Source organism: Streptomyces sp. NPDC127190, assembly GCF_042672505.1.
In the GTDB taxonomy this organism is placed as follows: domain Bacteria; phylum Actinomycetota; class Actinomycetes; order Streptomycetales; family Streptomycetaceae; genus Streptomyces.
This window is the reverse complement of the sequence record NZ_JBHXVE010000017.1, coordinates 44,137-63,367: the sequence shown is the minus strand read 5'-3', so window position 1 is coordinate 63,367 and position 19,231 is coordinate 44,137. Positions and strand designations below refer to the sequence as shown.

14 protein-coding genes are annotated in these 19,231 nt (G+C 71.5%); 3 read left to right on the top strand and 11 right to left on the bottom strand.

Annotation, left to right across the window (positions count from 1 at the left end; genetic code table 11):
- Positions 1-86: 86 nt before the first annotated feature.
- The 3 genes from ACFVIU_RS24795 to ACFVIU_RS24785 form a co-directional block, all read right to left on the bottom strand.
- A complete protein-coding gene (locus ACFVIU_RS24795) occupies positions 87-2,033 on the bottom strand; it encodes a protease pro-enzyme activation domain-containing protein (protein ID WP_385845134.1) in 1,947 nt (648 codons plus the stop codon).
- Positions 2,034-2,348: 315 nt separating this feature from the next.
- The gene (locus ACFVIU_RS24790) at positions 2,349-2,987 is read right to left on the bottom strand and encodes a DUF305 domain-containing protein (RefSeq protein WP_385845132.1); all 639 of its coding nucleotides are present in this window, start codon (positions 2,985-2,987) and stop codon (positions 2,349-2,351) included.
- On the bottom strand, positions 2,987-3,697 hold the full coding sequence (locus ACFVIU_RS24785; protein ID WP_385845131.1) for a DUF3105 domain-containing protein: 711 nt from the start codon (positions 3,695-3,697) through the stop codon (positions 2,987-2,989). Before ACFVIU_RS24785 ends, ACFVIU_RS24790 begins: the two co-directional genes overlap by 1 nt.
- A 379-nt stretch (positions 3,698-4,076) precedes the next feature.
- Here ACFVIU_RS24785 and glnA point away from each other — a divergent pair, with 379 nt between their 5' ends.
- The gene (glnA, locus tag ACFVIU_RS24780) at positions 4,077-5,438 is read left to right on the top strand and encodes a type I glutamate--ammonia ligase (protein ID WP_385845130.1); all 1,362 of its coding nucleotides are present in this window, start codon (positions 4,077-4,079) and stop codon (positions 5,436-5,438) included.
- A 620-nt stretch (positions 5,439-6,058) separates the two neighbouring features.
- Entirely contained in the window at positions 6,059-6,940 is an 882-nt protein-coding gene (locus ACFVIU_RS24775) for a hypothetical protein (protein WP_385845128.1), read from the top strand.
- A gap of 98 nt (positions 6,941-7,038) precedes the next feature.
- On the opposite strand, the gene ACFVIU_RS24770 is transcribed toward ACFVIU_RS24775, so the two are convergent.
- Genes ACFVIU_RS24770 through ACFVIU_RS24760 form a run of 3 tightly spaced genes read right to left on the bottom strand, consistent with a single transcriptional unit; the run spans position 7,039 to position 10,179 of the window.
- Positions 7,039-8,058 carry a TolB family protein gene (locus ACFVIU_RS24770; protein ID WP_385845127.1) on the bottom strand — a complete coding sequence of 340 codons (1,020 nt, stop codon included), beginning with the start codon at positions 8,056-8,058 and terminating at the stop codon, positions 7,039-7,041.
- Entirely contained in the window at positions 8,055-9,296 is a 1,242-nt protein-coding gene (locus ACFVIU_RS24765; RefSeq protein ID WP_385845125.1) for an MFS transporter, read from the bottom strand. Before ACFVIU_RS24765 ends, ACFVIU_RS24770 begins: the two co-directional genes overlap by 4 nt.
- 1 nt (position 9,297) lies before the next feature.
- Entirely contained in the window at positions 9,298-10,179 is an 882-nt protein-coding gene (locus ACFVIU_RS24760) for an alkaline phosphatase family protein (protein ID WP_385845123.1), read from the bottom strand.
- A gap of 315 nt (positions 10,180-10,494) precedes the next feature.
- On the opposite strand from ACFVIU_RS24760, the gene ACFVIU_RS24755 reads away from it, so the two are divergent.
- Positions 10,495-13,494 carry a bifunctional [glutamine synthetase] adenylyltransferase/[glutamine synthetase]-adenylyl-L-tyrosine phosphorylase gene (locus ACFVIU_RS24755; RefSeq protein ID WP_385845122.1) on the top strand — a complete coding sequence of 1,000 codons (3,000 nt, stop codon included), beginning with the start codon at positions 10,495-10,497 and terminating at the stop codon, positions 13,492-13,494.
- On the opposite strand, the gene ACFVIU_RS24750 is transcribed toward ACFVIU_RS24755, so the two are convergent.
- From ACFVIU_RS24750 to ACFVIU_RS24730, 5 genes are all read right to left on the bottom strand, one after another.
- A complete protein-coding gene (locus ACFVIU_RS24750) occupies positions 13,482-14,351 on the bottom strand; it encodes a phosphatase PAP2 family protein (protein ID WP_385845120.1) in 870 nt (289 codons plus the stop codon). The two genes, ACFVIU_RS24755 and ACFVIU_RS24750, sit on opposite strands and share 13 nt — an antisense overlap.
- A 118-nt stretch (positions 14,352-14,469) precedes the next feature.
- Positions 14,470-15,504, bottom strand: coding sequence for a LacI family DNA-binding transcriptional regulator (locus tag ACFVIU_RS24745; protein ID WP_385845119.1), 1,035 nt, complete (start codon positions 15,502-15,504; stop codon positions 14,470-14,472).
- Between the two features lie 25 nt (positions 15,505-15,529).
- Positions 15,530-17,182 (bottom strand): glycoside hydrolase family 13 protein, encoded by a 1,653-nt coding sequence (locus ACFVIU_RS24740; protein WP_385845118.1) that lies wholly within the window; start codon positions 17,180-17,182, stop codon positions 15,530-15,532.
- Between the two features lie 89 nt (positions 17,183-17,271).
- On the bottom strand, positions 17,272-18,183 hold the full coding sequence (locus ACFVIU_RS24735; RefSeq protein ID WP_385845116.1) for a sugar ABC transporter permease: 912 nt from the start codon (positions 18,181-18,183) through the stop codon (positions 17,272-17,274).
- Positions 18,184-18,195: 12 nt separating this feature from the next.
- Positions 18,196-19,191 (bottom strand): carbohydrate ABC transporter permease, encoded by a 996-nt coding sequence (locus tag ACFVIU_RS24730; protein WP_385845115.1) that lies wholly within the window; start codon positions 19,189-19,191, stop codon positions 18,196-18,198.
- Between the last annotated feature and the right edge of the window lie 40 nt (positions 19,192-19,231).

Genomic DNA, 19,231 nt, shown 5'->3' with positions numbered 1-19,231 from the left:
ATACACTTGGACTTTCGTCGGCAGCGTCTGTTGTGTATAAGAGACAGGTGCCCAGCACCCCGACGCCCCCGCCCCTCAGCGGAGCGTTACTTCTTCTTGGCGTACGACTGGACGTAGCCGTTCGCCGGCGTGCCGACGCCCGTCACGTCGTCGTAGCCCGTGACCGCCGACAGGGAGCTGTCCTTGCCGAGGGTGCGGGCCGAGTAGCGCAGGCCGCCGCTCGCGTCCAGGCCGTTGGCGAAGTCCACGCGGGCGACCGCCAGGCCGGAGCCGGTCGGGTTGTCCGTGACGTCGTGGTACACGCCGGCCTTGCCGTACTTGGCGTAGATGGACGGGTTGGCGAAGCCGATCGCCTTGCCGCCGCGCGCCTCCTGGGCCAGCGCCTGGATCGCCGCGATCACCGGGGCGGCCAGCGAGGTGCCGCCGATGCGGTACTCGCTGTACTGCTGCGAGCCGTCCGGGAAGGTCTGGGTCTGACCCACCAGGAAGCCGGTGTTCGGGTCGGCGATGGCCGCGATGTCCGGGACCACGCGGTTGCCGTCGGCGCTGTTGGCCTTGGCGAGCGAGTCCGGGACGACGCCCTTCTGGTAGTACGGCTGCGGGACCGTCTTGCTGGTGCCGCCGCCCGCGCCCGAGGTGAAGGCGCCGGGGAAGTTGTCCCAGCTCTTGCCGTCCGCCGACAGGGTCGCCTTCTCGGTGCCCCAGCCGGTCTCCCACATGTAGGAGTTGTTCTTGCCGACGGCCAGCGAGGTACCGCCGACCGCGGTCACCCAGGCGGAGTTGGCCGGGGTGTCGACCTGCTTCGTACCGGACTTGGCGGCCTGGTCGCCGTCGTCACCGGAGGAGAAGTAGAAGCCGATGCCCTGGACCGCGCCCAGCTGGAAGACCTGGTCGTAGGCGGCCGCGAGGTCAGGCGTCTGGTTGGCCTCGATGTCGCCCCAGGAGTTGGAGACGATGTCGGCGAGGTGGTTGTCGACGACCTTGCTGAGCGAGTCGAGCAGGTCGTCGTCGAAGCAGGACGCCGCACCGACGTAGGTGACGTCGGCGTTCGGGGCCACCGCGTGCACGGCCTCGACGTCGAGGGTCTCCTCGCCGTACCAGCCGGCCGCGCCGCACTCCTTGGTCTTGGTGTACGTCTTCGGCAGCACCTGGTGCAGCTGGCTGGTCTTCCAGGCCGCGTCGCCGTGCTTGACCGCGTAGGCGCCCGCGTCGTACGCGATGGTCGGCGAGGCGTAGGCGTCGGTGATCGCGATGCGCACGCCCTTGCCGGTGTAGGAGCCGGCGCCGTAGGCGGCGCGCAGCTGCTTGCCGGTGTAGCCCTTGATCGCGTACGGGATCTTGCCGCCGTACGCGTCCGGCAGCGTGGTCGCGATGTTCGAGCCGTAGTACGAGGAGAACGGCCCGGAGTTCTTGAACACGGCGTCCGGCGGCGGCAGCTGGTCGTCGTGGTTCGCCTTGTGCGGGGCGTTGTCCAGACCGGTGACGGTGAGGACGGCGTCCTTCAGGGCGGCCGGGACGGAGGCCGGCTGCGCCGGGGCGCGGTAGGTCTTCGAGCCCTTGGCGAAGTTGTGCAGCTGGGTGCCGAACGCCTTCTCGGCGGCGGCCACGTCACCGGAGACGGCGACGTAGTGCGGGGTGACCGAGGTGACCTTGAGGCCGGCCGAGGTCAGCCAGGACTTCACGGCCGCGACCTGGGCCTTGGTGGCACCGAAGCGGCTCTGCGCCTTCTTGGCGCTCAGGTACTTGCCGTACAGCTTGGAGCTGGGGTCGGACACGGCCTTCGCGTAGGCGGCGAGGCCCGCCGCGTCCTTGCCGGCCAGGTAGACCCGGGCGTTCACCTGGGCGCTGTCAGCGGTCGCGCCCTTGTCCGCCTTGGCCGTGGCCCAGAGCGGCTTGGTGCCCTTGAGTGCGTCACGAGCGGGGCTGCCCGAGGCGTGGGCCGCGGGTATGCCCAGCGCCAGAGCACCGGCGATCATGGGCAGAGTTGCCGCCATGCTCACACCGGCGCGCATCTTGGCGCGGTTGGATCTCATAAAACCCCCTGCGATGCGGTTCGCATGCATGTAGTGGTCGATACGACACGCGGTCCGCGCGCCGGCCCGCGGCGGTTACGGCCGGCCGTATGGATCACACGATGGGGGTCACTCTGTCGATGAACGGTTCATGCCAGGTAAAGGTAAAGGTCAAGAGAAGCTCAAGTAACCGCCAGGTAGGGCGATTTGAGGGCTTTTGTGATTACGGAAATGTCACGAAAGGGCTTGCCTGCTGTTCAACAACACGGGCAAGCTCCTTCCCTTTGAAACTTCACGCTCGCGGCGGCCTACGAACGCGGCCTCACGAAGGCGGCCTCACGAACGCGGCTTCGCCCCACGCTCCTTGAGCATCCCCGCCATCACCTGCAACTCCGACTGCTGGGCGTCGACCATGCCCTGCGCCAGCCGCTTCTCCACGCCGACGGTGCACTTGGCGACACACCCCTCGGCCATGTGGATCCCGCCCTTGTGGTGGTCCGTCATCAGCTGGAGGAAGAGGATCTCCGCCTGCTTGCCGCTGAGCGACCGGAGCCTGCCCAGCTCGGTGTTGGTCGCCATGCCCGGCATCAGCGCGCCGTCCTTGCCGGAGGCCATGTCCCCCATGCCCATCCAGGTCATCGGCGGATCCGCCGACACCTTGGGCAGCCCCCACAGATCCAGCCAGCCCAGCAGCATGCCGCGCTGGTTGGCCTGGGTCTGCGCGATGTCGTAGGCGAGCCGCCGCACGTCCGGGTCGCTCGTGCGGTCCCGCACGATGTACGCCATCTCCACGGCCTGCTGGTGATGGACCGCCATGTCCCGGGCGAACCCCGCGTCCGCCGACTCCGCCGCCGGGACCTGTGCGCGCGGATCCGATCCGCCGTCGTCCTCGGCCACCGCGTAGGTGGCCGCGCCGGCCGCGACCAGGACCGCCGCCGCGGCCCCCGCCAGCCAGCCGATGTGCTGCCGGCCCACTACATCGCCCCGCTGGTGCAGGCGGCCCCCGGCTCCGGCGTCTGCGGGCCCTGCACATAGGCGGCGAGGAACTTGTTCACCTCGGGGTCGCTCGCGCTCTTCACGGCCACCTGGTGGCCCCACGCCGTCAGCATCAGCGGAGCGGCCTGGTTCTCGTAGGGGCTCATCAGCGAGTACGGCGTCTTGTGCACCTTCGCGGCGAGCGCGTCCACGTCGGCCTTCTTCGCCTTGCTGGTGTACGTCACCCAGACCGCGCCGTGCTCCAGCGAGTGCACGGCGTTCTCGTCCTGGAGCGGCGAGGTGTAGACGGTGCCGTCACAGGTCGCCCAGACCGGGTTGTGGTTGCCGCCGACCGGCGGGTGCATCGGATACGCCACCTTGGTCGGCACATGCGTCCGGGACAGCTTCCCGGTCCAGGTCCGCACGCCGTCCTTGCCGGTGACGAAGTGCCCGGAGTCGCCCGCGTCCCCGCCCTTGCCGTCGAGCGTGTTCTTGGCCGGGGCGTCCTTCGTGGCGGTGTCCGACTTCTTGCCGGACTGCGCGTTCGCCACGACCACACCGCCGACGGCGAGACCGGCGACGACCACCACGGACGCGGCGACGACCAGCACCCGGTTGCGGCGCTCGCGGGCACGGTCGGCGCGCCGCATCTCCTCGATGCGCGCCTTGCGCGCCGCGCTGCCGCTGCTGCTGTTCTTGGCGGAACCCATGAGGCGTATGTCCTTCTGGCGAGGGGCGGACGGTGAGGGTGGGGCCCGCCGATCGTAATGGGGAACCCGTGCCCAACCGAAGAGCGCCCGCCCGGGCCCCGCGACCCGGCCGATCATGTGAACCGTGCAGGGGCACTCCTTACGCTGTCCCTGTACCGCCTCGAACCGGACCGGCCATTACGGATACCGGTCCGAGCAGGCAAGATGGGCGGCAGAGCAGTACACCTGCCGGACGAGAGGCGTTCAGCCCGTGGATGCTCGGGCGATCAAGGTCCGCAACGCGCACGAAATGGTGTTGTGGTGGGATGCTCAGGTGCCCGACCGCCTCCCGTGGTACCGGGGACAGGCGGCCTGACCAGCAAGGATGGGGAAGCGGAAGATGGACAAGCAGCAGGAGTTCGTGCTCCGGACCTTGGAGGAGCGGGACATCCGGTTCGTACGCCTGTGGTTCACGGACGTGCTGGGCTTCCTCAAGTCCGTCGCCGTGGCCCCTGCCGAGCTGGAGCAGGCCTTCGACGAGGGCATCGGCTTCGACGGCTCCGCCATCGAGGGCTTCGCCCGGGTCTACGAGTCCGACATGATCGCCAAGCCGGACCCCTCCACCTTCCAGGTCCTGCCCTGGCGCGCCGAGGCCCCCGGCACCGCCCGGATGTTCTGCGACATCCTCATGCCGGACGGCTCCCCCTCCTTCGCGGACCCGCGCTATGTCCTCAAGCGCGCCCTGGCCCGCACCTCCGACCTGGGCTTCACCTTCTACACCCACCCCGAGATCGAGTTCTTCCTGCTGAAGGACCGCCCGCTGGACGGCTCCCGCCCCACCCCGGCCGACAACTCGGGCTACTTCGACCACACCCCGCAGAACATCGGCATGGACTTCCGCCGCCAGGCCATCACCATGCTGGAGTCGATGGGCATCTCGGTGGAGTTCTCCCACCACGAGGGCGCGCCGGGCCAGCAGGAGATCGACCTGCGCTACGCGGACGCCCTCTCCACGGCCGACAACATCATGACGTTCCGCCTGGTCATGAAGCAGGTGGCGCTGGAACAGGGGGTCCAGGCGACCTTCATGCCGAAGCCTTTCTCCGAGCACCCCGGCTCCGGCATGCACACCCACCTCTCCCTCTTCGAGGGCGACCGCAACGCGTTCTACGAGTCGGGCGCCGAGTACCAGCTCTCCAAGGTGGGCCGCTCCTTCATCGCGGGCCTGCTGCGGCACGCCGCCGAGATCTCCGCGGTCACCAACCAGTGGGTCAACTCGTACAAGCGCATCTGGGGCGGCTCCGAGCGCACCGCGGGCGCCGGCGGCGAGGCCCCCTCGTACATCTGCTGGGGCCACAACAACCGCAGCGCCCTGGTCCGCGTCCCGATGTACAAGCCCGGCAAGACCGGCTCCGCGCGCGTGGAGGTCCGCTCCCTGGACTCCGGCGCCAACCCCTACCTGGCCTACGCGCTCCTGCTGGCCGCCGGCCTCAAGGGCATCGAGGAGGGCTACGAGCTCCCGCCGGGCGCCGAGGACGACGTCTGGGCCCTCTCCGACGCCGAGCGCCGCGCCATGGGCATCGAACCCCTCCCGCAGAACCTCGGCGAGGCCCTCAGCCTCATGGAACGCAGCGACCTGGTCGCCGACACCCTCGGCGAACACGTCTTCGACTTCTTCCTCCGCAACAAGCGCCAGGAGTGGGAGGAGTACCGCAGCGAGGTCACGGCCTTCGAACTGCGGAAGAACCTGCCGGTGCTGTAGGAGCAGGTCCGACCTGTATCAGCTCCCGTGTGGCCGACCGCTCTGCGCGGCCGGCCACACGGCGTTTCCGCCCCGCCGGGGCCGTCGCAGGGGAGCCGAAGCCACCGGGCCGGGGATCACCCGCGAGCGGAGCGGACAGCGGGGCGGGGGGCGGAGCGGATGCGGTGGAGCCAGTCCGGTGGCCGCCAGTGCCAGGGCGAGCACGCACAGGGGGCCGCACGCGATGAAGCCTGCCACCCCGGTGTCCCCGACGCCGGCGCCCTCGGCCGCGTTGTGGTGCGCCGCCGGCCGCAGGGCCGTCACCAGGCAGGGGACGGACCCGCTGCGCAGCAGGCCCCTGTCGCCGCTGCCCGGCGGAGCCGGGCCGAGGCGCCGGTCCCGAGCCCTCGTCCCGTACAGCCCTCGGCCCAGCTGGGCCAGCCCCTTCGGCACGCACAACCCCCCGCCGCACATGGCGGCCGCCACCTGGACCGACGCGATAGTCCGATGACCGGACCGGCCTTCCGTCCTCGATGGCGCCCGCCGGGACGGCCATGGCTGTGCGCCGTCGGCCGGGAACGGCGCGGGCCGCCCACCCCTCTTCCAGAGGGACCACCGACCGGCGACTGACAGGCGAGGCGATGCACCGACTCCACAGGGCCGCGTGCGCGGCGCTTCTGCTGCCCCTCCTCGCGGCCGCACCGGTCGCACAGGCCGCACCGGCCGCAGCCGCACGGTCGCACGCATCGCTTCCGCTCGGCAGCGTCCGCTCGGTGCGGCCCGGTGACACCCTGACGATCGAGGAGCGGCGGGGTGCCCTGGGCCGGTACGGCGACACCCTCAACTCGCGCGCGTTCCTCGCGCCGGGAACGCTGCGCATGAGGGACCCGCTGCTGACCACCACCGTCACCATCGCCTGCGACACCCGGCCGGGCACCTACCCGGTGGTGCTGAGGGGCGCCGGGGACGTGGGACCGGACGAGACCCCCTTCGTCTGGGCACGTGTGCGCGTGGCGCCCGCCGGCGACTCCGCACGCCGCGCCTGCCGTACCGAGGTGGCCCGCCTGCCCAAGCCCTCCCTGGAGGAACGCTGGGCGCCGGACGACCCCTGGCCCCAGTCCGCGTGGGACGTACGCACCTTCCGGGCCGGCAGCCGTATCACCCTCACGGACAACGACGACGAGGGCGCGGACGGCGACATCATCCTCACCTCCCGCGCCTTCACCGACCGTCCCGTGCTGCGCGGAGCCAAGGCCGTCCTGACCGCCACCACCACCCTCGCCTGCGACGCGTCCCCCGGTCTCTACGTCGTCTACCGGCACGACTCCCGGCTGGACGAGCCCGCCCGGCCCTGGGCCCGGCTGCGCATCGCCCCCGCCGACCACTGCACCGCCGCACGCTCCTCCGTCGGCGCCGCGACCTGGACCACGGCCGCCCTGCTCCTCGCCGCCGCTGCGGCAACAGCCCTCACCCTGCGCGCCCGCGCCCGCCGCCGCTCCGGACCCGGCACCGGATCGGCGTAACGGATCCCGGCGGACCTCAGGAGATGACGTCGTCCAGGCTCGCACGGCGCAGGAATGCATAGCGGGGCGTACAGGTGCGGGGCCCGCCGGGGGACCGGTCAGCGGGGGAACGCGGGGGACACCGCGGCCGTACTGATCCTCCGCGCCCGACCCGACCCGTCCGCCGGCACCTCGTACAGATCCGCGCCGTAGTCCCCGGGCAGTGCGTACACGATGTGGTGGTCGTCCCTCCACACCGCCTGGTCGTCGACGCTGCGCCGCTCGGCCAGCGGTGTTTCGCGCCATGTGCGCAGGTCGAGCACGTACAGCCGCCAGGGAGCGTCTTTGGGCAGGCCCTTCACCCGCTTCTTGTAGGCGATGCGCGTGCCGTCCGGCGACAGCGAGGGGCACTCGACGTTCTCGTGCACGGTGGTGAGCGTGCGGCCCCGCAGATCCCCCCGCACCAGGTACGTACGCCCCTTCGTCGCCAGCGTGGCATAGAAGGTGCGGTCGTCCGCGGCGAAGGTCACGCCCCAGAAGTTGGCGTCCGCCGCCCGGTAGGGGCGGCCGTCCTTCACGATCCGGAAGTCCTCCAGGGTCGGGATCAGCGCCCCGCTGCGGGTGTCCACGATCGCCGCGCGCGTGGAGAAGTTCGTCCCGGCGTACGAGTCACCGCCCACGAACGCCGTCCAGGCGGCGAAGTGCCCGGTGGGGGAGACCCGGGCGCGCGACGGGATACCCGGCACGTCGTAGCGGTGCAGGGTCCGCAGACGCGCGTCCAGGACCAGCGCACGATAGGTGTCCGAGACCGGCCCGTGCACCGCCTGGAGACACACGCCGGTCCCCGAAGCCGCGTAGAAACGCAGGCACGTGAGCCCGGAGGCGGTACGCGCCCCCGCCGGATCGCCGGCCGGGACGGACACCACCTCGTCCCGGTGCGGCCCCCACGCCATATTGCGGAACAGCATGCGTCCGGCCTGCGTCAGCGTCACCGTGCCCGGGCTGACGCGCGGCCCGCCGGCCTGCACCTGGTCACGCCGTTCCGCCCGGGCCGAGGCATGCAGCACGGCCGCCACCCCTACGGCCGCCAGCAGGACGACGGCCGAGACCAGAACCAGAACCCGCGCACGGACAGTCACACGACGCCTTTCGGACGCAGACGGAAGGAGAAGAACGCGCACGTGGCCAGCGCCACCGTCGCGCCGGCCAGCGCGGCACGGTCGCCCCACACCGTCCAGGCCGCGCCGAACAGCAGGGAGCAGGCGAAACGGGCCCCCGCCTGCCCGGTCTGCACCAGGGCCAGCCCGGACGAGCGCAGCGCCTCCGGCACCCCGTCCGAGGCCGCGGCCATCAGCACCCCGTCGGTCGCCGCGTAGAAGCAGCCGTGCAGCGCCAGCACCACGAACGGCAGCGCGGCCCCCCGCCACGACGTGAGCAGCAGCCCGTACGCGACCAGCAGCGCCCCATGGCCGGCGAGGAACACCCGCCACCGCCCGACCCGGTCCGCGAACCGTCCGAGCGGCACCGCGAGCAACAGGAACGCGGCCGCCGTACCCAGCGGCAACAGCGCGAACCACCGGTCCGGAACCCCGAGCCGGCGCTGCAACAGCAGGTACACGAACGAGTCGCTCACCGTGGCCAGCCCCAGCAGCAGCGCACACACGCCGACCCGCCGCAGCGCCCGCCCGCGCAGCAGTCCCACGGCCCCCCGCAGCGTGGGCCGCTGCACGGGCACCGCACCGCCCCGGCCGCCCGGCACGAACAGCACCAGCACCAGGACACCCAGCACGGCCACACAGAAGCTGACCGTGAACACGGCGTCGTACCCGTCCACGGCGGCCCGCAGGATCAGGAACGCCACCAGCGGACCGCACAGGGCGCCCGCGGTGTCCATGGCCCGGTGCACCCCGAAGGCCCGCCCCCGCGACTCGGCCGGAGCCGACAGCGAGATGAGCGCGTCCCGCGGAGCGGTGCGCAGCCCCTTCCCCGTCCGGTCCAGCGCCAGCACCAGCCCGATCGGGGTCAGCGAGTGAGCCACCAGCAGCAGCGGCTTGCACACCGCCGACAGCGCGTAACCGGCACCGGCGACCCACTTGTGCCGCCCGCCGCCCCGGTCGGCGAGATGCCCGCCCGCGAGCCGTACGAGCGCCGAGAACCCGTTGTACACACCGTCCAGCACCCCGAACCCCAGCGGGGACAGGCCCAACCCGCTGACCAGGTACAACGGCAGTACGGCCGTGACCATCTCGGACGACACGTCCGTGATCAGGCTGACCGCCCCGAGGGCGAGAACGGCAGGGGCGACCGCCGCCCGGCGCCGCCCGGCCAGCGGCCGGACGGCGCCATCGGCGGACGCGCGACTGTCCGCTACGTACACGTCAGGACGCCCAGATACCCGTGATGTCCTGCGCCGAGCCCGCGTTGCCCGCGTGCGTGCCCGTCCCCTCCATGTCCTCCAGGGTGCGCAGCAGGTTGTAGTGGTTGTACGTCGTGGAACTGGTCGACCCCGGGGTGACCGGCTGCCCGTAGAACACGGTCGGGATCCGGTTGCCGCTCAGCCGGTTGTCCTCGTCGAACGTGACGGCCAGCAGACTGTTGTGCGTCTTGGCCCAGGTGGCATAGGCGCCGAGGTTGTTCTTCAGCCAGGTGTCGCCGGTGGCGACGGAGCAGTCGTGCATGTCGTCGCAGAGGTTCGGCACCACGAACGACACCTGCGGCAGCGTCGAGTAGTCCGTGGGGAACTCCGCGAACGTCTTCGCGGTCGAGGTCGGGACATTGCTGAAGCCGAACCACGGGTTGTGCTTCTGGGCGTAATTGCCGCTGCTGCACACGGTCGACCCGTCACTCGGCAGCGACTCGTTGTAGCTGGCCCAGCTCTTCCCCGCGGCGATCACCTCGGAGGCGAGGTTGGGGGCCGAGGAGAACCCGGGGGTCACACAGCTGTCGTCGGTGATGCCCTGGGTGGAGCCCGAGAACATCGCGTAGTAGTTCGGCTGACTCGGGTGGGTCTCGGCGTACGACTGGCTCAGACTGGCGCCACCGGACTTCAGCGAGTTGATGTACGGCGCGCTGGAGGAGCCGATGACCTGGCTGTACGCGTGGTTCTCGAAGACCACGACGACCACGTGGTCCGGGGTGGGCACGGCGCCCGCGGCGTGCGCGGACCCCAGCCCCGTCCACAGCCCGGTCGCGGCCGCGGCGAGGGCCACTGCGGATGCCGCGACGGTACGGGCTCGGCGGTACACGGAACTGCCGGACACATCAACCTCCGGTTGGAAGAGGGCTGGCGGTGCGGACAGAGCATGCACACGTCAACATTCCCGGGCGCCACGCGAGCCAACCGCGCGGGTGAAGAGCCGATGAACGCTGGGTGCGGCCGCGCGCGGCGCCGGTTCAGAACGGCCCGAAGGCGCCACGCCAACCGCAATGCACCCGCACAGGCCGCCGCAGGCATAGGACCACCGCCTGTACCCAGCCCACCACCCCAGCCCTCCGCCCGCCCGCCCAGGCCACCCCACCACCCCTCCGGTTAGGCTCTGGCCAGGACGAACCCGATCCGAGGGGAGACCACGGAGATGACGCCGGGCCGCAGAAGCAGCACCTTCACCCGCCTGCTCCGGCACGGCTTCACCGACCCCTCCGCCGCCGAGCGCCTGCTGGACGGCCCCGAGCTGACCCCGGTCCGCAACGATCCCGTCCTGCTGGAGGCCCTGGGCGCCACCGCCGACCCCGACCTGGCCCTGCACGGCCTGGTCCGCCTCCTGGAGGCCCAGCCCTCCACCGCCGTCCACCGCGAACTGCTGGACACCCTCATCGCGGCCAAGCCCCTCCGCGACCGCCTCCTCGGCGTCCTGGGCGCCTCCGCCGCCCTCGCCGACCACCTGGCCCGGCACCCCACCGACTGGCGCGCCCTGGTCACCTACGAGCCCCAGGACCTGCACCCGGGCCTCGCCGAGTTCGAGCGGGGCCTGGCCGAGGCCACCGACCCGGTCTCCCTCCGCGTCGCCTACCGCCGCTGCCTGCTGTCCATCGCCGCGCGGGACGTCTGCGGCACCACGGACACCGCGCAGACCGCGGCGGAACTGGCCGACCTGGCCACCGCCACCCTCCGCAGGGCCCTCGCGATCGCCCGGCAGGCCGCCCCGGCCGACGCCGCGGCCTGCCGCCTCGCGGTGATCGGGATGGGCAAGTGCGGCGGTCATGAGCTGAACTACGTCTCGGACGTCGACGTGATCTTCGTGGCGGAGGCGGCGGGGGACGCCACCGAGACCCAGGCCCTGAGAGCGGCCACCAAACTGGCCTCGCACCTCATGCGGATCTGCTCCGAGAGCACGGTCGAGGGCTCGATCTGGCCGGTGGACGCCAACCTGCGCCCCGAGGGCCGCAACGGCCCCCTCGTCCGCACCCTCTCCTCCCACCTCGCCTACTACCAACGCTGGGCGAAGACCTGGGAGTTCCAGGCCCTGCTCAAGGCCCGCCCGGTGGCCGGCGACCCCGACCTCGGCCAGGCGTACCTGGACGCCCTGCACCCCCTGGTCTGGAAGGCGGCCGAACGGGAGAACTTCGTACCGGACGTGCAGAAGATGCGCCGACGCGTCGTGGAGAACATCCCCGCGGCCGAGGTCGACCGCGAGCTGAAGCTGGGCCCGGGCGGCCTCCGGGACGTCGAGTTCGCGGTCCAGCTCCTCCAGCTGGTGCACGGCCGCACCGACCACACGCTGCGCAGCGGCACCACCCTGGACGCCCTCCAGGCGCTCGCCGCGGGCGGCTACGTGGGCCGCGAGGACGCCGCCCGGCTGGACGAGGCGTACCGCTTCCTGCGCACCATGGAGCACCGCATCCAGCTGTACCGGCTGCGCCGCACCCACCTGGTCCCCGAGGCCGAGGCCGACCTGCGCCGCCTGGGCCGCTCGCTGAACCTGCGCACGGACCCGGTGGCCGAGCTGACCCGCGAGTGGAAGCGGCACACCACGGTCGTACGGCGGCTGCACGAGAAGCTCTTCTACCGCCCGCTGCTCGACGCGGTCGCCCAACTCGCCCCGGGCGAGACCCGGCTGAGCCCGGAGGCGGCCCGTGAACGCCTCGTCGCCCTCGGTTACGCGGATCCGGCCTCCGCCCTGCGCCACCTGGAGGCCCTCGCCTCCGGGGTGACCCGCAAGGCGGCGATCCAGCGCACCCTGCTGCCGGTCCTGCTCGGCTGGTTCGCCGACTCGGCGGACCCGGACGCCGGACTGCTCAACTTCCGCAAGGTCTCCGACGCGCTCGGCAAGACCCCCTGGTACCTGCGGCTGCTGCGGGACGAGGGCGCGGCGGCCGAGAACCTGGCCCGGGTCCTGTCGGCCGGCCGCCTCGCCCCCGACCTGCTGATGCGCGCCCCGGAGGCGGTGGCGCTGCTCGGCGACGGCGACGGCCGGGGCGGCGGCCTCGCACCGCGGGAACGCGCCCACCTGGAACAGGAGGTCCTGGCGGCGGTGAGCCGCGCGGACAACGCCCGGCAGGGCGTCACCGCGGCCCGTGGCGTGCGCCGCCGGGAGCTGTTCCGCACCGCCGCCGCGGACATCGTGGCGTCCTACGGCACGGAGACCAGCCCCGTGGAGGCCGACCAGGGCGCCCTGGTGGACCGGGTCGGCACGGCGGTCTCCGACCTCACCGCGGCCACCCTGGCGGGCGCCCTGCGCGCGGTGGTGCGGGACAGCTGGGGCGACACGCTCCCCACCCGGTTCGCGATCATAGGAATGGGCCGGTTCGGCGGCGGCGAGCTGGGGTACGGCTCCGACGCCGACGTCCTCTTCGTGCACGAGCCGAGGGACGGCGTCGACGAGCAGGAGGCGGCCGCCGCGGCCAACAAGGTCGTGGAGGAGATGCGCCGGCTGCTCCAGCTGCCCAGCACCGACCCGCCGCTGCTGATCGACGCCGGTCTGCGCCCGGAGGGCAAGTCGGGGCCCCTGGTGCGCACCCTGAAGTCGTACGAGGCGTACTACCGCCGCTGGTCGCTGGTCTGGGAGTCGCAGGCGCTGCTGCGGGCCGAGCCGGTGGCCGGCGACGAGGACCTGGCCCGCCGCTTCATCGAGCTGATCGACCCGCTGCGCTATCCGCCGCGCGGTCTGGAGGACGATTCCGTCCGCGAGATCCGCCGGCTCAAGGCCCGTATGGAGTCCGAGCGGCTGCCGCGCGGCGCCGATCCCAAGCTGCACACCAAGCTCGGCCCCGGCGGCCTGTCGGACGTGGAGTGGACCGTCCAGCTGCTCCAGCTGCGGCACGCCCACGAGGTGCCCGGCCTGCGCACCACCCGCACCCGCGCGGCCCTGGCCGCGGCGCAGGCGGCGGGGCTGCTGGACGCCGACGACGCGGCCGTGCTGGACGAGGCCTGGGTGCTGGCCACCCGGGTGCGCAACGCGGTGATGCTGGTCCGCGGCCGGGCCGGGGACACCTTCCCGACGGAGCCGCGCGAGCTGGCCGCGGTGGGCCGCTACCTGGGCTACGGCGCCGGACACGCCGGGGACATGCTGGACGCCTACCGCCGTACCACCCGCAGGGCCCGCACGGTCGTCCAGGAGTTGTTCTACGAGGGCTGAGCGGCCCGGGCCGGCTCCCGCTCCGGCCCCGGCTGCGGCACCCGGCGCGGCAGCCGGCAGGGCAGCGCGCCGTACCAGAGCCGGGCCACCGCGACCCCGAAGGAGAGACAGAGCATCCCGCCCACCGCGTCGAGCCAGAAGTGGTTGGCCGTGGCGACGATGACCGCGAGCGTGACCGTCGGGTACAGCAGCCCCAGCACCCGCACCCACGGCACCGAGGCCAGCAGGAAGACGGTCAGCCCGCACCACAGCGACCAGCCGATGTGCATGGACGGCATGGCCGCGTACTGGTTGGACATGTGTTTGAGGTCGCCGGAGGCCATCGAACCCCAGGTGTGGTGGATCATGACGGTGTCCACGAAGGCCCCGCCGCGCATCAGCCGGGGCGGGGCGAGCGGGAACAGGTAGTAACCGACGAGTGCGACGCCCGTGGTGGCGAACAGCGCCAGCCGGGTCGCCGCGTACCGCCCGGGATGCCACCGGAAGAGCCACACCAGCACCCCGAGCGTGATGGCGAAGTGCAGCGTGGCGTAGTAGTAGTTCATCCCGATGATCAGCCAAGTCACCGAGTTCAGCGCATGGTTGACCGACTGCTCCACGGCGATGCCCAGATGGTGCTCGGTGCGCCAGATCCAGTCGGCGTTGCGCAGCGCCTCGGCCCGCTGCTCGGGGACCGCGTTGCGGATCAGCGAGTACGTCCAGTAACTCACCGCGATCAGAAGGATCTCGAACCACAGCCGGGGCCGCCGCAGCCGGCGCAGCCGGCGCAGCGGTCCCCTTCCGGCCTCGCTCGTGACGGCCCGCGGAAGGGGCAGCTCCTCGCGACCTTCCGACGCTGTCACGGTCGAGTCACTCATGGGCATCAAGTCTGCCAGAAAAGACTTCTCCGACAGATCATCCCAAGCCCGGGTCCATCCCGCACGTCCTGTGGCAGACCCTGATGTCCTACGACGTCCTACGACAGAACGGACATCCTTATGAGGCGCGCACCCCGTGCGGCGCCGAGGCCGTGGACCCCCGCACCACCAGTTCGGGCATGAACACGAACTCGCTGTGCGGCGCCGGCGTCCCCCCGATCTCCTCCAGCAGTGTGCGCACCGCCGCCTGGCCCATGGCCGGCACCGGCTTGCGGACCGTGGTCAGCGGCGGGTCGGTGAACGCGATCAGCGGGGAGTCGTCGAAGCCGACCACCGAGATGTCCCGCGGCACCTCAAGGCCCTGCTGCCGGGCCGCGCGTATCGCCCCCAGGGCCATCATGTCGCTGGCGCAGACCACCGCCGTGCAGTCCCGCCCGATCAGCGCCAGCGCGGCCGCCTGACCACCCTCCAGCGTGTACAGCGAGTGCTGGATCAGCTCCGACTCGACCGTCTCGGGCGCGAAGCCCAGCTGGTCGTGCATGGCCCGTACGAAACCGTCGATCTTCCGCTGCACCGGCACGAACCGCTTCGGCCCGAGGGCCAGCCCGATCCGGGTGTGGCCCAGCGACACCAGATGCGTCACCGCGAGCGTCATCGCGGCCCGGTCGTCGGGCGAGATGAACGGCGCCTGCACCTTCGGCGAGAACCCGTCCACCAGGACGAACGGCACGCCCTGCGCCCGCAGCCGCTCATAGCGCTGCATGTCGGCGGTGGTGTCCGCGTGCAGCCCGGACACATAGATGATCCCGGCGACCCCGCGGTCCACCAGCATCTCGGTCAGCTCGTCCTCCGTCGACCCGCCGGGGGTCTGGGTGGCGAGCACCGGCGTGTAGCCCTGGCGGGTCAGCGCCTGTCCGATGACCTGGGCCAGGGCCGGGAATATCGGGTTCTCCAGCTCCGGCGTGATCAGCCCCACCAGCCCCTCGCTGCGCTGCCGCAGCCGTACCGGACGCTCATAGCCCAGGACGTCGAGCGCGGCGAGCACGGACTGGCGGGTGGTGGCGGCGACGCCCGGCTTCCCGTTGAGGACCCGGCTGACGGTCGCTTCGCTCACCCCCGCCTGCGCAGCGATGTCGGCAAGCCGTGTGGTCACAGTGTTGGACTGTACCGGCCGCATCTCAGACTGCCCACCAGATGGTGCAGTCCGCGGGCAGTTCCGTGGACGCGGCGCCCGGCTGCACGTCGGCGCTGGCGAGCAGCAGGGTGCCCGGCGTCGGGACCACGACCGGCGCGGCGGTGAGGTTGACCGTGCAGACGAAGGAGCCCTCGGCGGTGTCGCGGCGGAAGGCCAGTACCCCCTTGGGGGTCTCCAGCCAGGTGATCTCGCGGCCCGCGCCGAGCGCCGGGTGCTCGCGCCGTACGGCGAGCGCGCTGCGGTAGAACTCCAGCGTGGACGTGGGGTCGCCCTCCTGCGCCTCGACGGTCAGATGCTTCCAGTCCGCGGGCTGCGGCAGCCAGCTGGGGCCGCCCGGCACCGGACCGAAGCCGAACGGCGGCTCCTGCCCGGACCACGGCAGCGGCACCCGGCAGCCGTCGCGCGTGCCGTCCTGGCCCGAGCTGCGGAAGAACGCCGGGTCCTGGCGGACCTCGTCGGGCAGGTCGACGACCTCGGGGAGGCCGAGTTCCTCACCCTGGTAGAGGTAGGCCGAGCCGGGCAGTGCCAGCATCAGCAGCGTCGCCGCGCGCGCCCGGCGCAGACCGTGCGCCTCGTCCCCGTCCGCGAGCCGCGTGACATGCCGGACCACGTCGTGGTTGGACAGCACCCAGGTGGCGGGCGCGGACACGGCGTTGACGGCGCTCAGCGAGCGGTCGATGACATCGCGCAGGCCGGCCGCGTCCCACTCGGTGGTCAGGTAGGAGAAGTTGAAGGCCTGGTGCAGCTCGTCCGGGCGGACGTACAGGGCGCTGCGCTCCACCGTCGGGGTCCACGCCTCGGCGACGGCGATCCGCTCGCTGCCCTGGTACTCGTCCAGGATGCGCCGCCAGCCCCGGTAGATCTCGTGCACGCCGTCCTGGTCGAAGTAGGGCATCGCCTCGGTGCCCAGCAGCTTGACCTGCTCCTCGTGGCCGATGTCCGGCAGACCGGGCGCCTTCACCAGGCCGTGCGCGACGTCGATGCGGAAGCCGTCGACCCCGAGGTCCAGCCAGAACCGCAGGATGGAGCGGAACTCGTCGTGCACCGCGGGGTGGTCCCAGTTGAAGTCGGGCTGCTCCGGCGCGAACAGGTGCAGGTACCACTCGCCGTCCGCGACCCGGGTCCAGGCCGGACCACCGAAGATCGACTCCCAGTCGTTGGGCGGCAGTTCGCCGTCCACGCCCTTGCCGGGCCGGAAGTGGAAGCGCTCCCGGAGCGGCGAGCCGGGACCCTCGCGCAGCGCCTGCTTGAACCACTCGTGCTGGTCCGAGCAGTGGTTCGGGACGACGTCCACGATGACCTTCAGGCCCAGGGCGTGCGCGTCGCGGACCAGGTCGTCGGCGTCGGTGAGGGTGCCGAACATCGGGTCCACGGCCCGGTAGTCGGCGACGTCGTAGCCGGCGTCCGCCTGCGGGGAGGCGTAGAACGGCGACAGCCAGACGGCGTCCACCCCCAGCTTCTTCAGGTACGGCAGCCGGGAGCGGATGCCGGGCAGATCGCCCATGCCGTCGCCGTTGCCGTCGGCGAAACTGCGCGGATAGACCTGGTAGATGACCGCGTCGCGCCACCACTCCCGGCGCCCGGAGGCGGCGGGGGAGGCGTCGGTGGGGACTGCGTCGGTGACGTGCTGGGTCATGGATTCCCTTAAGGATGCGGGGGGAACGACGGAAGCGCTTGCAGACGGGTGCGGGCCGGGCGGGGTCGCCGCCCGGCCGGGGCCGGGGGTCAGGACTTGGTACCGCCGGCGGTGAGCCCGGAGACCAGGCTGCGCTGCACGAGGAGGAAGACGATGGCCGCCGGGACGGTGATGATGATCGCCGTGGCCGAGGTCCACGCCCAGTCGGGGCGCTGGTCCTGTGCGAAGGTGCGGATGCCGACCGCCAGCGTGTAGTGGTCGGACTGCATGAACTGGGTGGCGTAGGCGACCTCGCCCCAGGCGGTGAGGAAGCTGTAGAACGCGGTGACCGCGAGCCCCGGCCGGGCCAGCGGCACGATCAGCCGCCAGAAGGTGCCGAACGGGGTGAGGCCGTCCACCCTGCCCGCCTCGTCGATCTCCTTGGGGATCGTGTCGAAGTAGCCCTTCATCATCCAGGCGCAGAACGGCACCGCGGTGGTCGCGTAGGCGAGTATCAGGCCGAGGTAGTTGTCCAGCAGGTCCAGGTCGGACATCAGCAGGTACAGCGGCACGATCAGCACGATGGAGGGGAACATCTGGGTGACCAGGAAGGTCCACATCAGCTGCTTGCTGCCGGGGAACCTCATCCGGGACACCGCGTAGCCGGCGGTCGCCGCGAGGAAGACACCGAGCACGGTGGTGCCGCCCGCCACGATGACGGTGTTCAGGAACCACTTCGGCAGGTCCGAGTGGGACAGCACATCGGCGTAGTTGTGGAGGCTCAGGTCCTTGAACACCTCGCTGGGCTGCTGCCAGGCGGTCTTCGGGCCCAGCGAGATGAAGAAGATCCACACCACCGGGAAGGCGGCGATCACGGCCGCCAGGATCAGCGTGGCGTGCAGGGCGACGGAGGCCCCCAGGCTGCGCTCCTCCCGGCCGCGCACCCTGCGGGCGCGGGGAGCGGCGGCGGGCTCGGCGGCGGAGCGGGCGGCGGCGGCCGTCTCGTGCGTGGCTGCGGTCATGACGATGGCTCCTTACGCCTGCTCGGACTTCAGGGTGCTGCGGCGGTAGAACGTCGAGAAGGCCATCAGGAGGGCGAGGATGATGATCCCGTAGGTCGCCGCTCCCGCGTAGTCCGAGACGCCGGTGAAGGCCTTGTGGAAGGCGAAGGTGACGAGGATGTCGGTGTCACCGGTCGTGTTGTTGCCCAGCAGCAGGTAGATGACGTTGAACATGTTGAACGTCCAGATGCAGCCCAGCAGGATCACGGTGTTCGTCACCGGGCGCAGACCGGGCAGGGTGACGTTGAGGAAGCGCTGCCAGGGCGAGGCGCCGTCCATCTCGGCCGCCTCGTACAGCTCCTTCGGGATCGACTGGAGGCCGCCCAGGACCGCGACCATGTTGAACGGGATGCCGATCCACACGTTCACCATGATGACGGCGATCTTCTGGGCCAGCGGGGTGCCGAGCCAGTTCTGCGCGGGCAGGCCGACCGAGGTGATGATGTCGTTGAGGACGCCGTACTGGGAGTTCAGCATCAGCCGCCAGGCGAAGACGCCGATGAACGACGGCACGGCCCAGGGCAGGATCAGCATCGCCCGGTAGAAGCCGCGCAGCCGCATCTCCCGGTTGAGCAGCACCGCGAGGCCCATGCCGAGGCCGACCTGGAGGGCGACGCAGGACACGGTCCACACGATCGTCCACACCAGCCGCGGGTAGAAGTCGCCGTCCGCGCCCGACAGGACGTGCCAGTAGTTGTCCAGGCCGACGAAGTGGTAGGTCGCCGGGCGGTGGAAGGCACCGATCGTGGTGGCGACGTTCGCCTCGTTGGCGTCGGTCAGCGACTGGTAGAGGCCGTAGCCCAGCGGATAGAGGACGAGTACGGCGATGACGACGGCGACCGGGGTCACCATCGCCCAGGCGTACCAGTACTTGTCCCAGGAGCGCCGGAGCGCGGAAACGCGTTCGGGGCGCGGGCTCTTGCCTCGCGCTGTCCTGTCGGTGGGTCCGGTGCTCGCTGCGGTCGTCATCCTCATCGGCTCTTTCGCGGCAGAAGTCTGGTGGTGCGCG

Excerpts from the sequence above, each read along its gene's own strand:
- ACFVIU_RS24795 (WP_385845134.1), bottom strand. The coding sequence starts at position 2,033 with ATGAGATCCAACCGCGCCAAGATGCGCGCCGGTGTGAGCATGGCGGCA.
- ACFVIU_RS24785 (WP_385845131.1), bottom strand. The coding sequence starts at position 3,697 with ATGGGTTCCGCCAAGAACAGCAGCAGCGGCAGCGCGGCGCGCAAGGCG.
- glnA (WP_385845130.1), top strand. The coding sequence starts at position 4,077 with ATGGACAAGCAGCAGGAGTTCGTGCTCCGGACCTTGGAGGAGCGGGAC.
- ACFVIU_RS24775 (WP_385845128.1), top strand. The coding sequence starts at position 6,059 with ATGCACCGACTCCACAGGGCCGCGTGCGCGGCGCTTCTGCTGCCCCTC.
- ACFVIU_RS24755 (WP_385845122.1), top strand. The coding sequence starts at position 10,495 with ATGACGCCGGGCCGCAGAAGCAGCACCTTCACCCGCCTGCTCCGGCAC.
- ACFVIU_RS24750 (WP_385845120.1), bottom strand. The coding sequence starts at position 14,351 with ATGAGTGACTCGACCGTGACAGCGTCGGAAGGTCGCGAGGAGCTGCCC.
- ACFVIU_RS24740 (WP_385845118.1), bottom strand. The coding sequence starts at position 17,182 with ATGACCCAGCACGTCACCGACGCAGTCCCCACCGACGCCTCCCCCGCC.
- ACFVIU_RS24735 (WP_385845116.1), bottom strand. The coding sequence starts at position 18,183 with ATGACCGCAGCCACGCACGAGACGGCCGCCGCCGCCCGCTCCGCCGCC.
- ACFVIU_RS24730 (WP_385845115.1), bottom strand. The coding sequence starts at position 19,191 with ATGACGACCGCAGCGAGCACCGGACCCACCGACAGGACAGCGCGAGGC.